The sequence below is a fragment of the Allobosea rubneri genome, from assembly GCF_032464875.1.
In the GTDB taxonomy this organism is placed as follows: domain Bacteria; phylum Pseudomonadota; class Alphaproteobacteria; order Rhizobiales; family Beijerinckiaceae; genus Allobosea; species Allobosea rubneri.
Window position 1 is genome coordinate 50051 of sequence record NZ_JAWDID010000025.1, and the last position, 20025, is coordinate 70075.

General features: G+C 68.0%; 19 protein-coding genes. 9 read left to right on the forward strand and 10 right to left on the reverse strand.

What is annotated here, in order from left to right; genetic code table 11:
• Positions 1-8: 8 nt before the first annotated feature.
• Complete coding sequence (locus RKE40_RS16795) at positions 9-1721, forward strand: lysine--tRNA ligase (protein WP_316019376.1); 1713 nt, start codon at positions 9-11, stop codon at positions 1719-1721.
• Between the two features lie 23 nt (positions 1722-1744).
• A complete protein-coding gene (locus RKE40_RS16800; protein WP_316019377.1) occupies positions 1745-2425 on the forward strand; it encodes a nitroreductase in 681 nt (226 codons plus the stop codon).
• Positions 2426-2445: 20 nt separating this feature from the next.
• Here RKE40_RS16800 and RKE40_RS16805 read toward each other — a convergent pair whose 3' ends face one another.
• Positions 2446-2967, reverse strand: coding sequence for a cysteine dioxygenase (locus tag RKE40_RS16805; RefSeq protein WP_316019378.1), 522 nt, complete (start codon positions 2965-2967; stop codon positions 2446-2448).
• Positions 2968-3150: 183 nt separating this feature from the next.
• Here RKE40_RS16805 and RKE40_RS16810 point away from each other — a divergent pair, with 183 nt between their 5' ends.
• Complete coding sequence (locus tag RKE40_RS16810) at positions 3151-3630, forward strand: Lrp/AsnC family transcriptional regulator (RefSeq protein ID WP_066477611.1); 480 nt, start codon at positions 3151-3153, stop codon at positions 3628-3630.
• A 7-nt stretch (positions 3631-3637) separates the two neighbouring features.
• Here the strand turns inward: RKE40_RS16810 and RKE40_RS16815 are convergent, their stop codons facing one another.
• The 4 genes from RKE40_RS16815 to RKE40_RS16830 form a co-directional block, all read right to left on the reverse strand.
• Positions 3638-4786: an acyl-CoA dehydrogenase family protein gene (locus RKE40_RS16815; RefSeq protein ID WP_316019379.1), complete on the reverse strand. Its 1149-nt coding sequence runs from the start codon at positions 4784-4786 to the stop codon at positions 3638-3640.
• A gap of 67 nt (positions 4787-4853) precedes the next feature.
• Positions 4854-6050: an acyl-CoA dehydrogenase family protein gene (locus RKE40_RS16820; RefSeq protein ID WP_316019380.1), complete on the reverse strand. Its 1197-nt coding sequence runs from the start codon at positions 6048-6050 to the stop codon at positions 4854-4856.
• A 162-nt stretch (positions 6051-6212) separates the two neighbouring features.
• Positions 6213-7400, reverse strand: coding sequence for an acetyl-CoA C-acyltransferase (locus tag RKE40_RS16825; protein WP_316019381.1), 1188 nt, complete (start codon positions 7398-7400; stop codon positions 6213-6215).
• Between the two features lie 94 nt (positions 7401-7494).
• The gene (locus RKE40_RS16830) at positions 7495-9570 is read right to left on the reverse strand and encodes a 3-hydroxyacyl-CoA dehydrogenase NAD-binding domain-containing protein (RefSeq protein WP_316019382.1); all 2076 of its coding nucleotides are present in this window, start codon (positions 9568-9570) and stop codon (positions 7495-7497) included.
• 236 nt (positions 9571-9806) lie between these two features.
• Here RKE40_RS16830 and RKE40_RS16835 point away from each other — a divergent pair, with 236 nt between their 5' ends.
• From RKE40_RS16835 to RKE40_RS16850, 4 genes are all read left to right on the forward strand, one after another.
• Positions 9807-10757: an NAD(P)H-dependent flavin oxidoreductase gene (locus tag RKE40_RS16835; RefSeq protein ID WP_316019383.1), complete on the forward strand. Its 951-nt coding sequence runs from the start codon at positions 9807-9809 to the stop codon at positions 10755-10757.
• 67 nt (positions 10758-10824) lie between these two features.
• Entirely contained in the window at positions 10825-11577 is a 753-nt protein-coding gene (locus RKE40_RS16840) for an enoyl-CoA hydratase-related protein (protein WP_316019384.1), read from the forward strand.
• A gap of 4 nt (positions 11578-11581) precedes the next feature.
• Entirely contained in the window at positions 11582-12412 is an 831-nt protein-coding gene (locus RKE40_RS16845) for an IclR family transcriptional regulator (RefSeq protein WP_316019385.1), read from the forward strand.
• Positions 12409-13614 (forward strand): CaiB/BaiF CoA transferase family protein, encoded by a 1206-nt coding sequence (locus RKE40_RS16850; RefSeq protein ID WP_316019386.1) that lies wholly within the window; start codon positions 12409-12411, stop codon positions 13612-13614. Before RKE40_RS16845 ends, RKE40_RS16850 begins: the two co-directional genes overlap by 4 nt.
• A gap of 38 nt (positions 13615-13652) precedes the next feature.
• Here RKE40_RS16850 and RKE40_RS16855 read toward each other — a convergent pair whose 3' ends face one another.
• The 5 genes from RKE40_RS16855 to RKE40_RS16875 all read right to left on the reverse strand — a co-directional run bounded on the left by RKE40_RS16855 (position 13653) and on the right by RKE40_RS16875 (position 17550).
• Positions 13653-13910 carry a hypothetical protein gene (locus tag RKE40_RS16855; protein WP_316019387.1) on the reverse strand — a complete coding sequence of 86 codons (258 nt, stop codon included), beginning with the start codon at positions 13908-13910 and terminating at the stop codon, positions 13653-13655.
• Between the two features lie 79 nt (positions 13911-13989).
• Positions 13990-14859, reverse strand: a complete 870-nt coding sequence (locus RKE40_RS16860; protein WP_316019388.1) for a metal ABC transporter permease — start codon at positions 14857-14859, stop codon at positions 13990-13992.
• Complete coding sequence (locus RKE40_RS16865) at positions 14856-15710, reverse strand: metal ABC transporter permease (protein ID WP_316019389.1); 855 nt, start codon at positions 15708-15710, stop codon at positions 14856-14858. The genes RKE40_RS16860 and RKE40_RS16865 overlap by 4 nt, the downstream gene beginning before the upstream one ends.
• Entirely contained in the window at positions 15707-16618 is a 912-nt protein-coding gene (locus RKE40_RS16870; RefSeq protein WP_390893408.1) for a manganese/iron ABC transporter ATP-binding protein, read from the reverse strand. The genes RKE40_RS16865 and RKE40_RS16870 overlap by 4 nt, the downstream gene beginning before the upstream one ends.
• On the reverse strand, positions 16615-17550 hold the full coding sequence (locus RKE40_RS16875; RefSeq protein WP_316019390.1) for a metal ABC transporter substrate-binding protein: 936 nt from the start codon (positions 17548-17550) through the stop codon (positions 16615-16617). Before RKE40_RS16875 ends, RKE40_RS16870 begins: the two co-directional genes overlap by 4 nt.
• A 129-nt stretch (positions 17551-17679) precedes the next feature.
• Here RKE40_RS16875 and RKE40_RS16880 point away from each other — a divergent pair, with 129 nt between their 5' ends.
• Together RKE40_RS16880 and RKE40_RS16885 are read left to right on the forward strand one after the other, a co-directional pair.
• Positions 17680-18135: a Fur family transcriptional regulator gene (locus RKE40_RS16880; RefSeq protein ID WP_316019391.1), complete on the forward strand. Its 456-nt coding sequence runs from the start codon at positions 17680-17682 to the stop codon at positions 18133-18135.
• Between the two features lie 116 nt (positions 18136-18251).
• Entirely contained in the window at positions 18252-20024 is a 1773-nt protein-coding gene (locus RKE40_RS16885; RefSeq protein WP_316019392.1) for a GGDEF domain-containing protein, read from the forward strand.
• The last annotated feature ends 1 nt before the right edge of the window (position 20025 follow it).

Consider the following 20025-nt stretch of genomic DNA (forward strand, 5'->3'; position numbering starts at 1 on the left):
CAGGCCAAATGTCCGCTTTCGAACCCGCGCTGATCGAAGCCGCCCGCGTCTCGGCCGCCTGGCCGTTCGAGGAAGCCAAGAAGCTCGTCGCGCGGCTGCAGAAATCGGGCAAGAAGGAGGCGCTGTTCGAGACCGGCTACGGCCCGTCGGGCCTGCCGCATATCGGCACCTTCGGCGAGGTCGCCCGCACCTCCATGGTGCGCCACGCTTTTCGCGTGCTGACGGACGACGCCATCCCGACAAGGCTGATCGCCTTCTCGGACGATATGGACGGGCTGCGCAAGGTCCCGGACAACGTCCCGAACAAGGAACTGCTGGCGCAGCATCTCGGCAAGCCGCTGACCGAGGTGCCGGACCCGTTCGGCACGCATGACTCCTTCGGCCGGCACAATAACGCCCGCCTCTGCGCGTTCCTCGACCAGTTCGGCTTCGACTACGAGTTCAAATCCTCGACCGACGCCTATCGCGCCGGCGAGTTCGACGCGACCCTGCTCAAGATGCTGGCGCGCTTCGACAAGGTCATGTCGATCATGCTGGCGACGCTGCGCGAGGAGCGCGCCGCGACCTATTCGCCGTTCCTGCCGATCCATCCGAAGACCCGCATCGTCATGCAGGTGCCGATCGAGGCGCGCGACGTCGAGGCCGGCACCATCACCTGGACCGACCCCGCGACCGGCGAGCGTTTCACCACCCCGGTCACCGGCGGCCATGCCAAGCTGCAATGGAAGCCGGACTGGGCGATGCGCTGGGTCGCGCTCGGCGTCGATTACGAGATGGCCGGCAAGGACCTGATCGACTCCGTCAAGGTCTCCTCGCAGATCGCCCGCGCCCTCGACGGCATGCCGCCTGAAGGCTTCAACTACGAGCTCTTCCTCGACGAGCAGGGCCAGAAGATCTCGAAGTCGAAGGGTAACGGCCTGACCATCGAGGAATGGCTCGACTACGGCTCGCCGGAAAGCCTGGCGCTGTTCATGTATTCGCGTCCGCGCGAAGCCAAGAAGCTGCATTTCGACGTGATCCCGCGCGCCGTCGACGAGTATCTGCAGTTCCTCGGCGGCTATGAGCGCCAGGACTGGAAGAACCGGCTCGGCAACCCGGCCTGGCACATCCATGCCGGCAATCCGCCGGCTCCGGAGCTGGTGGCGCAGGCCGGTTCGGGCGAGAACGCCACCCGCACGCAGATCACCTTCGGCCTGCTGCTCAACCTCGTCGCCGTCGCCAATTCCGAGGACAAGGCAGTGCTCTGGGCCTTCCTGCAGCGCTATGCGCCGGATGTCTCGGCGCAGACCCATCCGCGCCTCGATGCGCTCGTCGGCTACGCCATCGCCTATTTCCGCGACTTCGTTAAGCCGGCGAAGCATTACCGTCTGCCTGACGAGGTCGAGCGCGAGGCCTTCGCTGCGCTCGCCGACGCGCTCGCCGCCCTGCCGGCCGACGCCTCGGCCGAAACCGTGCAGGACACCGCCCTCGACATCGCCCGCACCATCCCGCGCTACCAGAACTTCCAGGCCAAGAGCGCGACGCCCGAGCGCCCCGCCGTCACCGGCGAATGGTGGAAGGCGATCTATCAGGTGCTGTTCGGCGAGGAGCAGGGCCCGCGCTTCGGCTCCTTCGCGGCGATCTACGGACTGGAGAACACCCGCAAGCTGATCGCCAAGGCGCTCGCCGGCGATCTCCTGCGCGAGCATGAGGACTTCGTCGCGGCCCGCAAAGCGGGCTGAGGACAGGAAGTCGAGGACCCCGCATGACTGACGCTGCGACTGTCGAACACGCCATCGAGAGCCGCCGCGCCATTCGCGCTTTCTTGCCCGATCCCGTCGATCCGGCGCTGGTCCGTCGCCTGCTCGAACTTGCCGCCTGCTCGCCGAGCGGCACCAACATGCAGCCCTGGCGCGTGCGCGTGCTCGGCCCGCAGGCGCGCGCCCGGCTGGAACAGGGGCTGATCGCGGCGCTGGATTCCCCCGACCTGCCGATCGAGGAAGAATACCGCTACTATCCGCAGACCTTCCGCGAGCCCTATCTCTCGCGCCGCCGCAAGGTCGGCTGGGACCTCTACTCGCTGCTCGGCGTGGTCCGCGGCGATCATGAAGGCATGAAGCGCCAAACCCAGGCCAATCTGCGCTTCTTCGGGGCGCCGGTGGCGCTGATGGTGACGATCGACCGTGACCTCGAGATCGGCTCCTGGCTCGACCTCGGCATGTTCGTGCAGACCTTCCTGATCGCGGCGCAGGCGCATGGCCTCGATTCCTGCCCGCAGGCGATCTTCGCGCGCTTCCACCCGGTGGTGCGGCGTGAACTCGCGATCCCCGAGAGCGAGGTCGTGGTCTGCGGCATCGCCCTGGGCAAGGCCGATCCCGACGCCCCCGCCAACCGGCTGGTGCCGGAGCGCGAACCGGTCGAAGGCTTTACGAGCTGGCTGGACTGACCCTCGGCGCCAGCGGCCCCTCAGCCGGCGACAGCGGTGTATTCTGTCTCGATCGAGGAGCTGTGCGCCTCGTGGTCGAAGCCGTAGATGTGGATCGAGATCGCCTCCCCCCGCCCGCGATTCTGCATGCGGTGGATGTTCGGGCCGGTCGGCAGCATGCAGGCGACATAGCCGGCCTGCCGGTCATGTTCCTCGGTCGGCACCGCACGGGCCGCGTCGACGGCGCGATACCAGGTTTCCGACACCGTGCCGGAGACGACGCCGAAGCAGCAGGAACAGTGATGATCATGGATCGAGGTCGTCGCGCCCTCGGCCCAGACCATCGCCCAGACGCTGACGGCGTCGTTGCCGGCGAGAAGGTTGCGGGCATAGCCGCCGGGCTTGCGCACCAGCGGCAGGCGCTGGACCAGATCGGGGATGGCGACGAGCTCGCGCAGAACATTGCGCGCCGCCGCCAGATAGTCGCGCGAACAGGTGCCCTCATGGGTCCGCAGATCGCGTAGCACCGCCCCGCGCCGCTCCTCGCTGAGGTAACCCTGCATGTCCTGATCTCCCCGGTCTCGAACGCCGGGGCATGATAGGTCGAGCTCATGGGGAAGGATTTGCTACCTGACGCCGAAATCCGTGAAAATTAAAAACTGATACCAATAATCAAATTGCAACGAGCATCAGATTCTCACACAGGTAATTTCAGACACTTTTCATTCCAGCCTCGGAGAATCCCTTTGGCCAAGCTCGACAGCTTCGATCTGCGCATCCTTGCGCTGCTGCAGGCGGATGCGAGCCTGCCACTGGCCGACATCGCCGAAGCCGTGGGGCTTTCCTCGACGCCCTGCTGGCGGCGCATCCAGAAGCTCGAAGCCGCCGGCTATATCAGGCGCCGGGTCGCGCTGCTCGACCGCGACAAGCTCAGCGCCGGCGTCACCGTTTTCATCGCCGTCAAGACCTCCAGGCATTCGATGGAATGGCTGGAGCGCTTCCACACGGCGGTGCACGATCTGCCCGAGATCGTCGACTTTTACCGGATGAGCGGCGAGATCGACTATCTGCTCAAGGCCTATGTCTCGGACATCGCCGCCTATGACGCGCTCTACAAGAAGCTGATCTCGCGCATCGACCTCAGCGACGTCACCTCGATGTTCGCGATGGAGGAGCTGAAATCGACCAGCGCGATCCCGCTCGGCTTTGCTGCCGAGGGACGCTGAACCCGGCTCAGGCCACCAGCCCGTCGGCCGCCACGACCCTGCGCAGATGGTGCGGCGTGTCGCCGAACAGGCTCTCGATCATGGTCAGGCGCTTGAAGTAATGAGCGCCGATATACTCCATGGTCATGCCGATACCGCCATGAAGCTGCACCGCCTCCTGCCCGACGAGGCGGCAGGAGCGGTTGATCTGGACCTTGGCCGCCGACAGCGCCGCGGCGCGCTCTTGCGCCTCGGGATGCTCGACCATCATCGCCGCATAGAAAGCCATGGAACGCGCCTGTTCGAGCGCGATCAGCATGTCGACGGCCCGGTGCTGCAGTACCTGGAAATTGCCGATCGGCGTGCCGAACTGCGTGCGGGTCTTGAGATAGTCGACGGTCAGCGCGTGCAGGGCCGCCATGGCGCCGACAGCCTCGGCGGCAAGCGCCGCGATCGCGTATTCGGAGAGGCGCTGCAGCACGGGCAGGCCCTCGCCCTCCTCCCCGAGCAGATCGGCATCGGCGACCCGCACCCCGGAAAAGGCGATCTCGGCCGCCCGCCCGCCATCCTGCGTCGGATAGCCCGTGATCCGCAGGCCCGGCGCATCGGCCGGCACCAGGAACAGGCTGATGCCCTGTGCATCGCGGCGCCCACCGGAGGTGCGGGCGCTGACCACCAGGAGCCCGGCACTGTCGCCGCCCAGCACGACGCTCTTGGCGCCGTCCAGCACATAGCCGCCCTCGGCCTTGCGTGCCCTCATGGCGATGTCGTTGAGATCGTAGCGCGCCTGTTTCTCGGTCTGGGCGAGCGCGAGCCGCAGCGAGCCGTCGACCACGGCCGGGATCAGCCGCTGCTTCTGCTCGGCCGAGCCGGCGAGCCGCAGGGCGCCACCGCCGAGCACCACGCTCGCAAGGTAGGGTTCCAGCGCCAGCCCCTTGCCGAGCGCCTCCATCACCACCAGCGTCTCGACTGGCCCGCCGCCGAAGCCGCCCTCGGCCTCGCTGAACGGAATGCCAAGCAGGCCCATCTCGGCGCACTGCGCCCAACTACGTTCGGAGAAGCCGAGCGGCTCGCGGGCGAGCTTCTGGCGCGCCTCCAGCGAAGGGTAGTTCGCCGCGATCAGCCGCTCGATGCCGTCCTTGAGCTGCGCCTGTTCGGGGGAAAGGTCGAAATCCATGGCGGTTTCCTGTCAACGGCCGGAATCACCAGCCCCATTCTGAGGAGCGGGCTGAGGCATGGTGACTTCACAATCCCAGCACCGCCTTGGCGATGATGTTCTTCTGGATTTCGTTCGAGCCGCCATAGATCGAGACCTTGCGGTTGTTGAAATAGTTCGCAGCCGCCGCATCGGCCCAGTCATGGTCGAAGGGCCAGTCATTGGTCGGCTCGGCGCCGCGCTCCGGCGCCGCCAATGCGAAGGGGCCGGCGACTTCGAGCAGAAGTTCCGTCGTCGCCTGCTGCAGTTGCGAGCCCTTGATCTTGAGGATCGAGGAGGCCGGGTCTGGCCGGCCGAGATCGCGCGCCTGGGCCGCGACGACCCGCATCTGGGTGATCTCCAGCGCCTTCAGCTCGATCTCGACGCCGGCGAAGCGCTCGCGGAAGTCGCGATCCTCCCACATCGTGCCCTCGCCCGCCGGCATCTCCTGTGCGAGACGCCTGATCCTTGCCATGCGCTCCTTGGAGAGGCCGATGCGGGCGATGCCCGTGCGCTCATTGGCGAGCAGGAACTTGGCATAGTCCCAGCCCTTGTTCTCCTCGCCGACGAGGTTCTCGGCGGGCACCCTGACCTTGTCGAAGAAGACCTCGTTGACCTCGTGCCGGCCTTCCAGCGTGATGATCGGCCGAAGCGTGATGCCCGGCGTCTTCATGTCGATCAGCAGAAAGGAGATGCCGGCCTGTTTCCTCGCAGCCGGGTCGGTCCTGACCAGGCAGAAGATCCAGTCGGCATGCTGGCCGAGCGTCGTCCAGGTCTTCTGCCCGTCGACGATGTAGTGATCGCCCTCGCGCACCGCTCTGGTCCTGAGCGAGGCAAGGTCGGAACCGGCGCCGGGCTCGGAAAAGCCCTGGCACCACCAGTCGTCGAGATTGGCGATGCGCGAGAGATGCCGCTCCTTCTGCGCCTGCGAGCCGAAGGCGGCGATCACCGGCCCGACCATGTAGCAGTTGAACTGCTGCGGCAGCGGCACGGCGGCGAGCAGCATTTCCTCGGTGAAGATGTAGCGCTGGATCGCTGTCCAGTCCCGGCCGCCCCATTCCCTGGGCCAGTGCGGCACCGCCCAGCCCCTCGCATTCATGATCCGCTGCGAGGTGAAATAGTCCTCGCGCGAGAGCCCTCGCCCTTCCGAGACCTTGCGCCGGATCTCGGCCGGGATCTCGTTGCGGAAGAACCGGCGCACCTCGTCGCGGAAGGCCAGTTCCTCGGGCGTGAAGCGCAGGTCCATGGGTACCTCCCGTAAACGGCTCTTGGCATTCTGCCCGCAAGCAGGCGGTCATCCCGGACAAGCCGGGTGGCGGCGCCGATCCGGGATCCATTCCTGAAGCGTTCCGGAATGGATCCCGGGTCTCCCTTCGCTCGCCCGGGATGACGGCGGGGATTCACGATCCTATGCGGGATTGATCTCGAACAGCCCGGCGCAGCCCATGCCGCCGGCGACGCACATGGTGACGACCGCGTAGCGCGCCTTGCGCCGGCGGGCCTCCAGCAGCGCATGGCCGACGAGCCGCGCCCCGCTCATGCCGAAGGGATGGCCGATCGCGATCGCCCCGCCATTGACGTTGACCTTCTCGGGATCGATGCCGAGCTGGTCGCGGCAGTAGAGCGACTGCGAGGCGAAGGCCTCGTTCAGCTCCCAGAGGTCGATGTCGGAGACCTTGAGACCGTTGCGCTCGAGCAGGCGCGGCACCGCGAAGACCGGGCCGATGCCCATCTCGTCGGGCTCGCAGCCGGCAGCGGCGAAGCCCCGGAAGATGCCGAGCGGCTCCAGCCCGCGGCGCTTCGCCTCCTGCGCCGACATCACCACGCTGGCCGAGGCGCCGTCCGAAAGCTGGCTGGCATTGCCGGCGGTGATGAACTGGTCCTCGCCGCGCACCGGCTTCAGCTTGGCGAGCGCTTCGAGCGTCGTGTCCGGCCGGTTGCCCTCGTCCTTGGCCAGCGTCACCGCCTCCTGGCGGACCTCGCCGGTCGCCTTGTCGGTCACCGCCATCACCGCGCTCATCGGCACGATCTCGTCGTCGAAGAGCCTGCGCTGCTGGGCCGCGGCGGTGCGGCGCTGGCTTTCCAGCGAAAAGGCGTCCTGCGCCTCGCGCGAAATGCCGTAGCGCTGCGCGACATTATCGGCCGTCTCGATCATCGTCGTGTAGATCGAGGGCTTGTTGGCGATGAGCCAGTCGTTCATGGCGAGATCGCGCCTCGTCACCGGCTGCACCAGCGAGATCGACTCGACGCCGCCGCCGACCGCGACCGGCACGCCGTCCATCACGACGCGCCGCGCCGCATGGGCGATCGCCTCCAGCCCCGAGGCGCAGAAGCGGCTGACCGTGACGCCGGCCGACTGCACCGGGATCCCGGCGACCAGCGCGGCATGGCGCGCGACGTTGAGGCCCGTCGCGGCCTCCGGATAGCCGCAGCCCATCACGACCTCCTCGACGGCCTCCGGCTCGAGCTTCGCCCGCGCCATGGCGTGACGGATCGCATGGGCGGCCATGTCGGCGCCCCGCACCTGGTTGAAGGCGCCGCGATGGGCCTTGCCGATCGGCGTGCGGGCGGTCGAGACGATGACGGCTTCGGTCATGGGTTCAGCGATCCTCTATGGTCGTAACGCAGTATTCTTCGATCGAGCTGACCGGCCAGCGCCTCACCCCGGTCGCCCGGGACGACAACGCCGATCAGGCCGCCTTCAAGGCCGAGAAGCCCTTGCCCTCGGCGGCGAGCCTGCGCAGCAGCGGCGCCGGCTCGAGCGAGGCATCGCCGCTTTCCGCCGCCTGCTCTTCCAGCCGCCGGACGATCACGTCGAGGCCGACGGCCTCGGCCCAGTGCATCGGCCCGCCCCGCCATGCCGGCCAGTTGTAGCCGGTGAGCCAGACGATATCGATGTCGCCGGAACGCGCCGCGATGCCTTCTTCGAGGATGCGTGCGCCCTCGTTGACCATCGGGTCGAGCAGACGCGCCAGGATTTCCTCGCTGGTGAAGCTGCGGCGGGCGACGCCCTCCTTCGCCGAAACATCGGCGATCAGCGCCTCGACCTCCGGGTCGCGCTGCCCGGCGCGGGCGCCTTCCGGATAGAGATAATAGCCTCGGCCGGTCTTCTGGCCGAACCAGCCGCGCTCGCAGATCGCATCCGCCACGGCCGCCGTCTTGCCGCGCGACTTGCGGCTGCGCCAGCCGATATCGTTGCCAGCGAGGTCGGACATGGCGAAGGGCCCCATCTTGAAGCCGAAGCCGGTCAGCGCCGCATCGACCTCGTGCGGCAGGGCGCCGGCAACGAGCAGCCGCTCGGCGGCGCGGGTGCGCTGCTCCAGCATGCGGTTGCCGACGAAGCCGAAGCAGTTGCCGACCACCACCGGCACCTTGCCGAGCCGGCGCCCGAGCGCGATCGCGGTCGCCACCACATCTGCGGCGACGCCTTCCGGCCGCACGATCTCGAGCAGCTTCATCACATTTGCCGGGCTGAAGAAGTGCATGCCGAGCACATCGGCCGGGCGCGTCGTCGCCGCGGCGATCTCGGTCAGGTCGAGATAGGAGGTGTTGCTGGCGAGGACCGCGCCCGGCTTCGCGACCTTGTCGAGCGCACCGAAGATCTCGCGCTTGACGCCCATCTCCTCGAAGGCCGCCTCGATCACGATATCGGCCTCCGCGGCGGCGGCGATACCGACCGCCGGCGTGATCAGCGCCATGCGCTGCTCGCGCGTGGCCTCGGTCATCGAGCCGCGCTTCACCGAGAAGCCATAGGTGTCGCGGATACGGGCATGGCCCTTCTCCACCTGCTCCTGCGAGGTCTCGATCAGCGTCACCGGGATGCCGGCATTGGCGAAGCACATGGCGATACCGCCGCCCATGGTGCCGGCGCCGATCACCGCGGCGCGCGCGATCGGGCGCGGCTTGACGCTGTCGTCGATGCCCGGAACCTTCGCCGCCTCGCGCTCGGCGAAGAAGGCATGGCGCAGCGCCTTGGAGCGCTCGTCGACGACGAGCCTGGCGAACAGGGCCCGTTCATGGGCGAGGCCCTCGGCCAGCGGCAAGGTGAAGGCGCCGCGCACCGCCTCGATCAGCGCCATCGCATTCGGCATGTCGCCGGATTTCGCGGTCGCGTCCTTGGCCAGCGCCTCGAAGGCCTCGCGATCGGCCTGCGTCAGCTTTTCGGCGATCTCGCCGGTCTTGCGCGGCCTGCCCTTCGCGGCGAGCTCCTGCGCCAAGGCTACGGCCGCCGCGACGAGATCTCCCTCGACCACCCGATCGACGAGGCCGAGATCGAGCGCCTTCTGCGCCGCGACCGGCTCGCCCGACAGCATCATCGGAAAGGCCTTGGCGGCACCGATCAGGCGCGGCAGGCGCTGCGTGCCGCCGGCGCCGGGAATGATGCCGAGCTTGATCTCGGGCAGGCCGAGCTTGGCCGCCGGCAGAGCGACCCGGCCATGGCAGGCCAGCGCGACTTCGAGCCCGCCGCCAAGCGCGACGCCCTGGATCGCCGCGACCACCGGCTTCGCTGCATTCTCGATGAGATCGAGCACCTCCGGCAGGATCGGCTGGGCCAGAGGCTTGCCGAACTCGCTGATATCGGCGCCGGCGATGAAGGCACGGCCGGCCGCGGCAAGGACCAGGGCCTCGACCTCAGGATCGGCCATGACCTCGGTCACCGCCGTCGCGAGATCGCGGCGCAGGGCCGCTCCCAGTGCATTGACCGGCGGATTGTCGATGGTCGCCACCGCGACGGAACCTTGGCGGGCGATCCGGACGGTCTGCATCGGCTGGCTCCTCGGTCTCGGCCTCAATTCCGCAAAGCGGAATATTCTTGCGCAAACGGCCCAGCTAGGGAGCGGCAGCGCGCGGCGTTGTCAAGCGCCGATCATCGGGTCAGGTCGCACAGTCATGAGACATTCCGCATCGCAGAATTATTGCCGGCAACGCTTGACCGTCCGCGACCGCTCGAACATCGTCGGCACAACCCGTCCGCCGCAACCGCCTGCCAAGAGCCGTCCGCATGTCCCTCCCGCCTGGCCTCGCGCAATCGCTCTCGCTGCCGGTGATCGGCTCGCCGATGTTCATCGTCTCCGGCCCGGAACTGGTGATCGCGCAATGCCTCAACGGCGTGGTCGGGTCGTTCCCGGCGCTCAATGCCCGCCCGGCCGACCAGCTCGACATCTGGCTGATGCGCATCAAGACCGAGCTCGCCGCCGCCAAGGCGACCGACCCCGCCCGCAAGATCGCGCCCTTCGCCGTCAACCAGATCGTCCATGCCTCTAACGACCGGCTCCAGCACGACATGGAAGCCTGCGTGCGCCACCGCGTGCCGATCGTCATCACCTCGCTGCGCGCCCCCGATGCCGTGGTCAAGGCGGTGCATTCCTATGGCGGCCTCGTCTTCCATGACGTGACCACGATCCGCCATGCGGAAAAGGCGCTCGAGGCGGGCGTCGACGGGCTGATCCTGGTCTGCGCCGGCGCCGGCGGCCATGCCGGCACGCTGTCGCCGTTCGCTCTGGTCGGCGAGGTCCGCCGCTTCTATGACGGGCCGATCATCCTGTCCGGCGCGATCGCCAGCGGCGGCGCCATCCTGGCGGCGCAGGCGATGGGGGCGGACCTCGCCTATATCGGCACCCGCTTCATCGCGACCCGGGAGGCGAACGCCGCCGAGGGCTACAAGGAGATGATCGTCGGCGCCTCGGCTGCCGACATCGTCTACACCCCCTATTTCACCGGCGTGCCCGGCAATTACCTCAAGCCGAGCATCGCGGCACAGGGGCTCGACCCCGACGACCTGCCCCATGCCGACAAGAGCAAGATGAGCTTCGGCTCCGGCTCGGCCAAGGCCTGGCGCGACATCTGGGGCTCCGGTCAGGGCGTCGGCCTGATCGACGACGCGCCGCCGGTAGCCGAGGTGATCGCCCGCCTGAAGAGCGAGTACGAGCAGGCGAGAGCCCGCCTGCTCTGACCGATACCGCAACGCGGCCGCCGGACATACGCGGCCCTGCCCGCCCTTTGAAAAAGAGAACAGGACAATGACCGAGACGGTGCTGAGCGAAGACGTTGCCGAGGGCGTCCGGCAGATCACCATGAACCGGCCGGACCGGCGCAATGCGCTCGACCGGGCGACCTATCAGGGCCTGATCGACGCGCTCGCCGCCGCCGATGCCGATGCCGGCGTGCGCGCCATCGTCCTGACCGGTGCCGGCGGCTGCTTCACCAGCGGCAACGACATCAAGGATTTCGCCGCCGCGGCCGCCACCGGCGTCGGGGCACGCGTCGCCATCGACTTCCTCGGCGCGATCTCGACCACGAAGAAGCCGATCGTCGCCGCGGTCGAGGGCTTCGCCGTCGGCATCGGCACGACCATGCTGCTGCATTGTGACCTCGCCTTCGCCGGCAAGGGCGCGAGCTTCCGCCTGCCTTTCGTCGCGCTCGGCCTCTGTCCGGAGGGCGGATCGAGCTATCTCCTGCCGCTGATCGCCGGCTCCAAGCGCGCCGCCGAGCTCCTGATGCTCGGCGAGGTCTTCAGCCCGGAGGTGGCGCAGGAGGCCGGTCTGCTCAACGCCGTCACCGAAGCCGGCGAGGCGCTGCCGCTGGCGATCGAGAAGGCGAAGGCGCTCGCCGCCCTGCCGCCGCAATCGGTCGCGCTGACCAAGATGCTGCTGAAGCGCGGCAGCGCCGCCGCGACCGCCGAGACCATCGCCACCGAAGCCCGCCATTTCGGCGAGCGCCTGATGTCGGCGGAGGCGCAGGCCGCCTTCGCCGCCTTCCTGATGAAGCGCTGAGGCGATGCCCGCCGCCGCTCCTCAGCTGCGCGCAAGGCCCGGGCGGCCGGCCCGCGCGACCGCGAGCGAGGCGGGCGAGGACCGGCATTTCGTCACGGCGCTGGCGCGCGGGCTCGAGCTGCTTTCCTGCTTCCGGCGCGGGGAGGAGGCGCTTGCCAATTCCGAGATCGCTCGGCGCTGCGGCCTCGCGCGCTCGACGGTCTCGCGCCTGACCCATACGCTGACGCGACTCGGCTATCTCCAGGCCATGCCGGAAAGCGGCAGCTACCGGCTCGGCACCGCGACGATCGCGCTCGGTGCCACGGCACTCGCCGGGCTCGACGTGCGCCGCATCGCCCGGCCCGGCATGCGCGATCTCGCCGCCTTCTCCAACGCCTCGGTCGGCCTCGGCGTCCGCGACCGGCTCGGCATGCGCTATGTCGAGTGCTGCCGCGGCGAGGCGGCGATCGCCCTCAACATCGATGTCGGCTCGCGGCTTTCGCTCTGCCGCAGCGCCATGGGCCGGGCCTATCTCGCCATCTGCGACGAGGCCGAGCGCGAAGCCATCCTCGAAGATGTCCGCTCGGTCGACGAGACCGCCTGGCCGCGCCTGCGCGAAGGCGTCGAGCGGGCCCTGGTGGAGTACCGCGAGACCGGCTGCGTGCGCTCCTTCGGCGAATGGCAGCCGACGGTGAGCTCGATCGCGGTCGGCTTCCGCCCCGGCGGCGGCCTGCCGCCGATGTCGATCAATTGCGGCGCGCCGACCATCATCCTCGACGAAGGCTTCCTGCTCGATGAGGTGCGCCCGCGCCTGATCGCCTTCGCCGCCAGCCTGGAAGGCGTGATGGGCTCATGAGCGAACTCGACCTGCCGCTCGCCGGCATCCGCGTTCTCGATCTCTCGCGCATCCTTGCCGGCCCCTGGTGCGGCCAGGTTCTCGGCGATCTCGGCGCCGAGGTGATCAAGATCGAGCATCCCCTGCGCGGCGACGACACCCGCGACTGGGGCATCCGCGTCGGCGGCCGCAACACCTGCTATTTCAACAGCGTCAACCGCAACAAGCGCTCGGTCGGCGTCGACCTCGCCCAGGCCGAGGGCCTGGCCATCGTTCGCGCGCTGGCGGCGAAGTCGGACGTCGTGATCCAGAACTTCAAGACCGGCGGCGCCGACAGGCTCGGCCTCGGCTATGCCGCGCTCAGCGCCGTGAATCCCGGGCTGATCTATTGCTCGATCGCCGGCTATGGCTCGGACGGGCCGGAGGCGACGCGGCCGGGCTATGACCTCGTGATCCAGGGCGAGGCCGGGCTGATGGCGCTGAACGGCGAGCCGACCCAGCCGCCGCTGAAATTCGGCGTCGCCGCCGTCGATCTCTTCACCGGGCAATATGCGGCGCAGGCCGTGCTCGCTGCGCTCGTCCAGCGCGGCCGCACCGGCAAGGGCCGCCATGTCGAGCTCGCTCTGTTCGATTCCGGCATGACCATCGGCGCCTATTACGCGCTGGAGGCGCTGGCGCTCGGCGAGGACCCGCCGCGCTATGGCAACGCCCATCCCTCGATCGTGCCCTATGGGGTGTTCGAGGCGGCCGATGGGGCTCTCGTGGTCACCGTCGGCAACAATGCCCAGTTCGAACGCTTCTGCCGGCAGGTGATCGAGCGTCCCGATTTGCTCGAGGATGAGCGCTTCCGCACCAATCTGCAGCGCACGGTGCACCGCGCCGCCCTGATCACGGTGATCGAAGCCGAACTGCGCGCCCGGCCCCGCGCCGAATTGCTGGCGCGGATGAGTGCGCATGCAATCCCCTGCGGCGAGGTGCTCGGCCTGCACGAGGCCTTGCGCTCAGGCCGTGCGCAACAGGCCGGCATGGTCGTCGAAGGAGAACGTCCGGATGGCAGTGCCGGCATCGTACTCGCCCCGCCCTACCGGCTCGACGGCGAGCGCGCACCGGTCGGCCGTCTGCCGCCGGATCTCGGCCAGGATACCCGGCAGGTGCTCACAGCCGAGCTCGGGCTCGACGCGGAACGCCTCGCCGCCCTGCAGGACGCCGGCGTCATCGCCTGATCGCCTGGTACCCCCTGCTCAAGACAGGGCGACGGCGCTCAATCGTCGTAGTCGTCATAGTAGCGGCGCCGGCGATCATAGCGCTCACGTTCGCGCTGCCGCCAATATTGGCGCTCGCGCTCCCGCTCCCGCCAGTAGCGCCGGTGGCGTCGGCGACGATCATCGTCATCATCATCGTCGTCATCGTCCGCCCGGGCCGGCGCGCTGCCGATCACCGTCGCGAAGACGGCGAGCAAGGGCAATCCGAACAGGCCGCCGCGCAGCAGGCGGCGCCGGTCGAGATCGGTTTCGGCCATGGTTCACACGCTCCTCGAAGGCCGGCGGGTGAATGCCGGCCGATGCCCAACGCCCCAGCCGGAGGATTATTCCCGTGGTTCACGCTTTCGTGAAGTCCCCATGAGCGACGGCGGACATCCGCCGCCGGCTCGCCCGCCAGAGATTGGCTGCCAGCGCCAGCGCGAAGAACCCGCCCTGGACGACGACGATGCAGGGGCCGGTGGCGGCATCGAGATGGAAGGAGAGGATCGTGCCGAGCACACTCGACAGGGTCGCCGAGGCGATCGCAACCAGCAGCATCACGTCGAAGCGGCGGCTGGTCAGGTAGCCGATCGCTCCCGGCGCCACCAGCATGGCGACGACCAGGATGATCCCGACCGCCTTCAGGGCCGCGACGATGGTCAGCGCCAGCAGCGCGAGCAGGCCGAAATGCAGCGCCCGGACCGGCAGGCCGATGGCGCGGGCATGGGCGGGATCGAAGGCGTGCAGCAGGAAATCGCGCCGCTTCAGCAGCATGATAGCGGTGACCGGCAGCGCGATCAGCGCGGTTTCGGCGATGTCGGCCCAGGTCACGCCGAGCATGTTGCCGAACAGGATGTGCATCAGGTGCTGATCGCTGTCGACCTTGACGAAGAGCACCAGCCCGAGCGCGAACATGCCGGAGAAGACGATGCCCATCACCGTATCCTCCTTCACCCGGCTGTTCTCCTTGAGATAGCCGATGCCGAAGGCGCAGCCGAGCCCAGCAGCGAAGGCACCGAGCGCCAGCGGCAGGCTGGCGATATGGGCGAGAACGATGCCGGGCAGCACCGCATGCGAGACCGCATCGCCCATCAGCGACCAGCCCTTGAGCACGAGGAAGCAGGAGAGCACGGCACAGACCACGCCGACCATCACCGCGACGATCAGGCCGCGCTGCATGAACTCGTGCACGAACGGGGCGAAGAGCCAGGTTTCGAGCAGGTTCATGCGGAAGCCCTCGCGCTTGCCGCCCGCCGCGCCGCCAGCCGGCCATGCTTCGGCGCGAAGACGAAGGCTGCGAGGAAGAGCAAGGTCTGGAAGACGACGATCAGCCCGCCGGTCGAGCCGTCGAGGAAGTAGCTGGCATAGGCGCCGACCGCCGAGGTCGTGACGCCCATCGTCACCGCGATCGCGATCAGCCGGCCGAAACGGTCGGTCAAAAGGTAGGCGGTCGCGCCCGGCGTCACCACCATGGCGATGACGAGGCAGGCGCCGACCGTCTGCAGCGCCGCGACCGTGCAGGCACTGAGCAGCACGAAGAACAGGATCTTCAACCGCAACGGGTTCAGCCCGACGCTGCGGGCATGGTTCTCGTCGAAGAAGACCAGCATCAGGTCCTTCCAGCGCGCCAGCAGGATGGCGAGCGAGACCAGCGCGATGATCGCGACCTGGACGACGTCCTCGTCGGAAATGCCGAGGATGTTGCCGAGCACGATCGACTGGACGTTGACCGAGGTCGGGTTGATCGAGACGATCAGCAGGCCGATCGCGAAGAAGGTGGTGAAGACGATGCCGATCACCGCATCCTCGCGCAATTGCGTGCGCACCCGGACCAGCGCCATGGCGAGCGCCGCGAGCAGGCCGGAAAAGAAGGCACCGGCGGCATAGGGCACCTTGATCAGGTAGGCCAGCGCGACGCCGGGCACGATCGCATGCGCCAGCGCGTCCCCCATCAGCGACCAGCCCTTGAGCATCAGGTAGCAGGAGAGGAAGGCGCAGACCCCGCCGACCAGGGCCGAGACCCAGATCGCCTTGACCATGTACTGGTAGCCGAAAGGCTCGAGCAGGAGTTCCATCATGGCTGCTCGTCCTTCCGGCCGGCAGCGGGCTTCTCATGGTCGCGCTCGCCATAGAAGACCAGCGGGCGCTCGTCGTCGGTGATGACGGTGACGCCGCGGTCGTCGGCATCGGCGTGCAGGCTCGCGCCTTCCAGCCGGAAGTGCCGGAGCGCGCCGCCGAAGGCCCGCTGCAGGTTGTCCTGCGTGAAGGTGGTCTCCGTCGGCCCGGCCGCGAGCACGGTCTTGTTGATGATCACGACCTGATCGCAGAAATCCGGGATCGAGCCGAGATTATGGGTCGAGACCAGCATCAGGCGCCCTTCGGCCCGGAGCTCGCGCATCAGTCCGACGATCTGGTCCTCGGTCTTGACGTCGACCCCGGTGAAGGGCTCGTCGAGCAGGATCACCTGCCCGCCCTGCGCCAGAGCGCGGGCGAGGAAGACGCGCTTGCGCTGCCCGCCCGAGAGCTCGCCGATCTGGCGGCGGCGGAAGTCGAGCATGTTGACCCGCGCCAGGGCCTGCTCGACCGCGTCGCGATCGGCCTGCCGCGGCAGACGCAGGAAGCCCATATGGCCATAGCGGCCCATCATCACGACGTCGTCGACCAGCACCGGAAAGGTCCAGTCGACCTCCTCGGCCTGGGGGACATAGGCGACGAGGCCGCGCTTCAGCGCCCGGTGCACCTCGAGCCCGGCGATCCGCACAAGGCCGGAAGCCGGCTTCAGGAATCCCATCAGCGTCTTGAAAATCGTCGACTTGCCGGAGCCGTTGATGCCGACAAGCGCGCAAATCGTGCCCGGTCCGAGCGCGAAGGAGGCGTCGTTCACGGCGGTGACGCCGTTGGCATAGCTCACGGTGACGCCCTCGACCGTGATCGAGGGCGCGCCTTCCGCCGCAAACAGCGGCGCGACCGGGCGGTGCAGGTTCACTGGCCAAATCCCTTGGCGATGGTGTCGACGGTGACCTCCAGCAGCTTCAGATAGGTCGGCACCGCCCCGCGCGCATCGGAGAGCGAGTCGACATAGAGCACGCCGCCGTATTTCGCCCCGGTCTCGCGCGCGACCTGCCTGGCGGCCCGGTCCGAGATCGTGCTCTCGCTGAACACCGCCGGGATCTTGTTCTTGCGGACGAGGTCGATCAGCCGGCGCACCTGCTGCGGCGTGCCCTGCTCGTCGGCATTGATCGGCCAGAGATAGGCTTCGCGCCAGCCATAGTCGCGCGTGAGGTAGCTGAAGGCACCCTCGCTGGAGACGAGCCAGCGCTTGTCCTCCGGCACCTTGTCGAGCCTTGCGCGCAGCGGCGCGTCCATCGCCTTGATCTCGGCCGAATAGGCGGCGGCATTCTTCGCATAGGTCTCGGCATTGGCCGGATCGGCCGCGGCGAGCGCCTTGCGGATGTTCTCGACATAGATCAGCGCGCTTCCCGTCGACATCCAGGCATGCGGGTTGGGCTTGCCCTCATAGGGCCCCTCCTTGATGCCCATCGGCACGATGCCCTCGGTCACCACCGCGCTCTTCACGTTCTTCACATTGTCGAAGAAGCGCTCGAACCAGCGCTCGAGATTCATGCCGTTCCAGAGCACGAGGTCGGCCGACTGCGCCTTGACTACGTCGAGCGGCGTCGGCTGGTAGTCGTGGATCTCCGCCCCCGGCTTGGTGATCGACTCGACGATCGCCGCCGTACCGGCGACGTTCTGGGCGATGTCCTGGATCACCGTGAAGGTGGTGACGACGCGCAGCGGCTTGCCGGGCGCAGCTTGCGCCAGCGCGGCTTGCGCCAGCGCGGCTTGCGGAATGAAGGCGAGGCCCAGCGCCAGCGGGGCGGCAGCGATCAGGCTCAGGAAACGGCGGCGCGGGGACATGCTTTCTCCAGCGTTCGATGGCGCATGTCCGAACGCTATTGCAAACCACTTGCATCTGTCAACGCTATTGCAAACGATTTGCGATAGACTGTTTTTGCAAATGCCTCTCAGCGTTGCTACCTCTCTGCCATGAAGGGAATCGACCAGCGCGTGGAGGCTTTCGAGGGCCAGCTCCGCAAGGCCGGGCTGCGGATGACGCAGCAGCGCCGCCTCATTCTGCGCGTGCTCGCCGAGGCCGACGACCATCCGGATGCCAAGGGCATCTTCACCCGCGCCTTCGCCCATGACCCGACGCTCTCGCTCTCGACGGTCTACCGCACGATGAAGGTGCTGGAGACGCAAGGGGCGATCGAACGCCACGCCTTCGAGGATGGCGTCTCGCGCTATGAGCACGCCGACCAGGCCCATCACGACCACCTGATCGACATCGAGAGCGGAACGGTGGTTGAGTTCTCCTCGCCCGAGATCGAGGCGCTGCAGGCAAAGATCGCGGCCGAGCTCGGCTACGAGATCGTCCGCCACCGGCTGGAGCTCTATGGCAGGCGGCTTCCGACCGCGGGAAAACGGCGGAAGGCACAGGGCTGAAGCGCCGGATTGGTCGCAGCCGGTTTACCCGATCTAAAGGCGGCGGCAGCAGTTTGCCGGCCATGACGTTACGTTCTGCCGGCAACTCCTAGGCCATGCTTGGCGCACTCTCGAAGATGCCCCTTCTCGCGCGCCTGCGGGCAGCCAGCCTCGACGCCAAGCTGATCGTCGGCTGCGGCCTGATGCTGCTGTTCTCGCTGGCTCTGGCCGTCTGCCTGATCGGCGTCTTCATGAAGGACTATCGGCGCGCCAATGACGATCTCGAAGCCCTCACCTATTTCGGCAAGGTCCTGAACGTCGCGAACCGGATCTCCGCGGAGCGCGGCCCGGCCAACAGCGTGCTCGGGGAGGAAACGGCGCCGGATAGTCAGGCCCGGCGGCGGCTGACGCAGTTCAGGGCCCTCAGCGACGAGGCTCTCGACGCGGTCGCTCCGCGGAGCCAGGGGACCAGAAGCGGCTTTCCTGCCGGTGAAGTCGAACGGGTCCGGTCGAGGCTGGACCAGGCGCGGGAGACCGTCGATGCGGCCGCGGCCCTGCCGAAAGCGGCGCGCAGCGGCGAGATCATCCAGGACGCCATTCGCCAGATGTTCGACGTCGTCGACATCTCCCGCCCGCTGATCACCGGCACCATGGCCGGGATCGTCGCGCAGGACCAGTCACTTGCCGGTCAGGTCATGATCCTGCAGATGCTCGGCGACTTGCGCGAGTATGCCGGGCGGATGGGCTCGCATCTCGCCACGCCGATCGCGACACGGCGCCCCCTCTCGAGCGCCGACCGGGACGAACTGCGCCACACCCGTGGCCGGCTCCTGCAGATCTGGCAGGTGGCCGAGAAGCAGCTCGAGCTCTACGCCTCCGATGCCGCACTGAATCGGGCACTACAGGACACAGGCAGGCTCTATTTCGGCGACGGGCTCGACTTCATCACCGAATTGAGCGCCGCCGGCATGCAGTCCGGCGACTACGGCGTCACCGCAGCGCAGATGACCGACCGCTATGTGCCGACGTTGCAGCCGCTCGAACAGCTGCGTACGACTTTCCTCGACATCGTCTCACGACAGTCACGAGCCGAGCGCGACGCCGCCTGGTACTGGCTCCAGGCCGTCAGCGTGATCATCGTCCTTATAGTCCTGACCAATCTGCTCCTGATCCTGCTCGCACGACGCCTGGTCTTTCGGCCATTGCTCAGGGCGCGCGAGCATGTAGTGGCGCTCGCGGAGGGGCGCGAGATCGAAGCGGCTCCGGGCGGTTTCGGCGGCGGCGAGGAAATGCGCGAACTCTTCGGTGCGCTCGATATCCTGCGCCAGCGGCTGCGCGAGCGCCGGCAGCTGACGGCGCGGCTCAAGCGCCAGGCGGAAACCGATGGCCTGACCGGCCTGCTGAACCGCCGCGCGCTCGACCGGATCGGCCAGGGCGACGCTGAATTCGCCGACATGCCGGACGAGATCGGCCTGATCCTGATGGACGTCGACCATTTCAAGGCGATCAACGACCGCCATGGCCACCCTGCCGGCGACCAGGTCCTGCGCGAGATCGCAGCGCTGACCTTGGAGACGATCCGCGAATCCGATCTGGCCGCGCGCTATGGCGGCGAGGAGATCGCTCTCATCCTTCCAGGAGCAAGCCTCGAAACCCTCGTCGAGATCGCCGAGCGCCTGCGCTCCGGATTGGAGCGGCGGCGCATCGAGATCGGCGCAGGCGAACGCATCACCGTTACCGCCAGCCTTGGCGTCGCGAGCGGCCGCCGTGGACCGGAAGCCTGGGAGGAACTGCTGAGTGCCGCCGACGGGGCGCTCTACCGGGCCAAGGCCGAGGGCCGCAACCGGGTCAGAAGGGCGGCCGACCCGGGCGAAACCGTGACGGCCGCCCGGGTGGCTAGAGTTTCCTGAA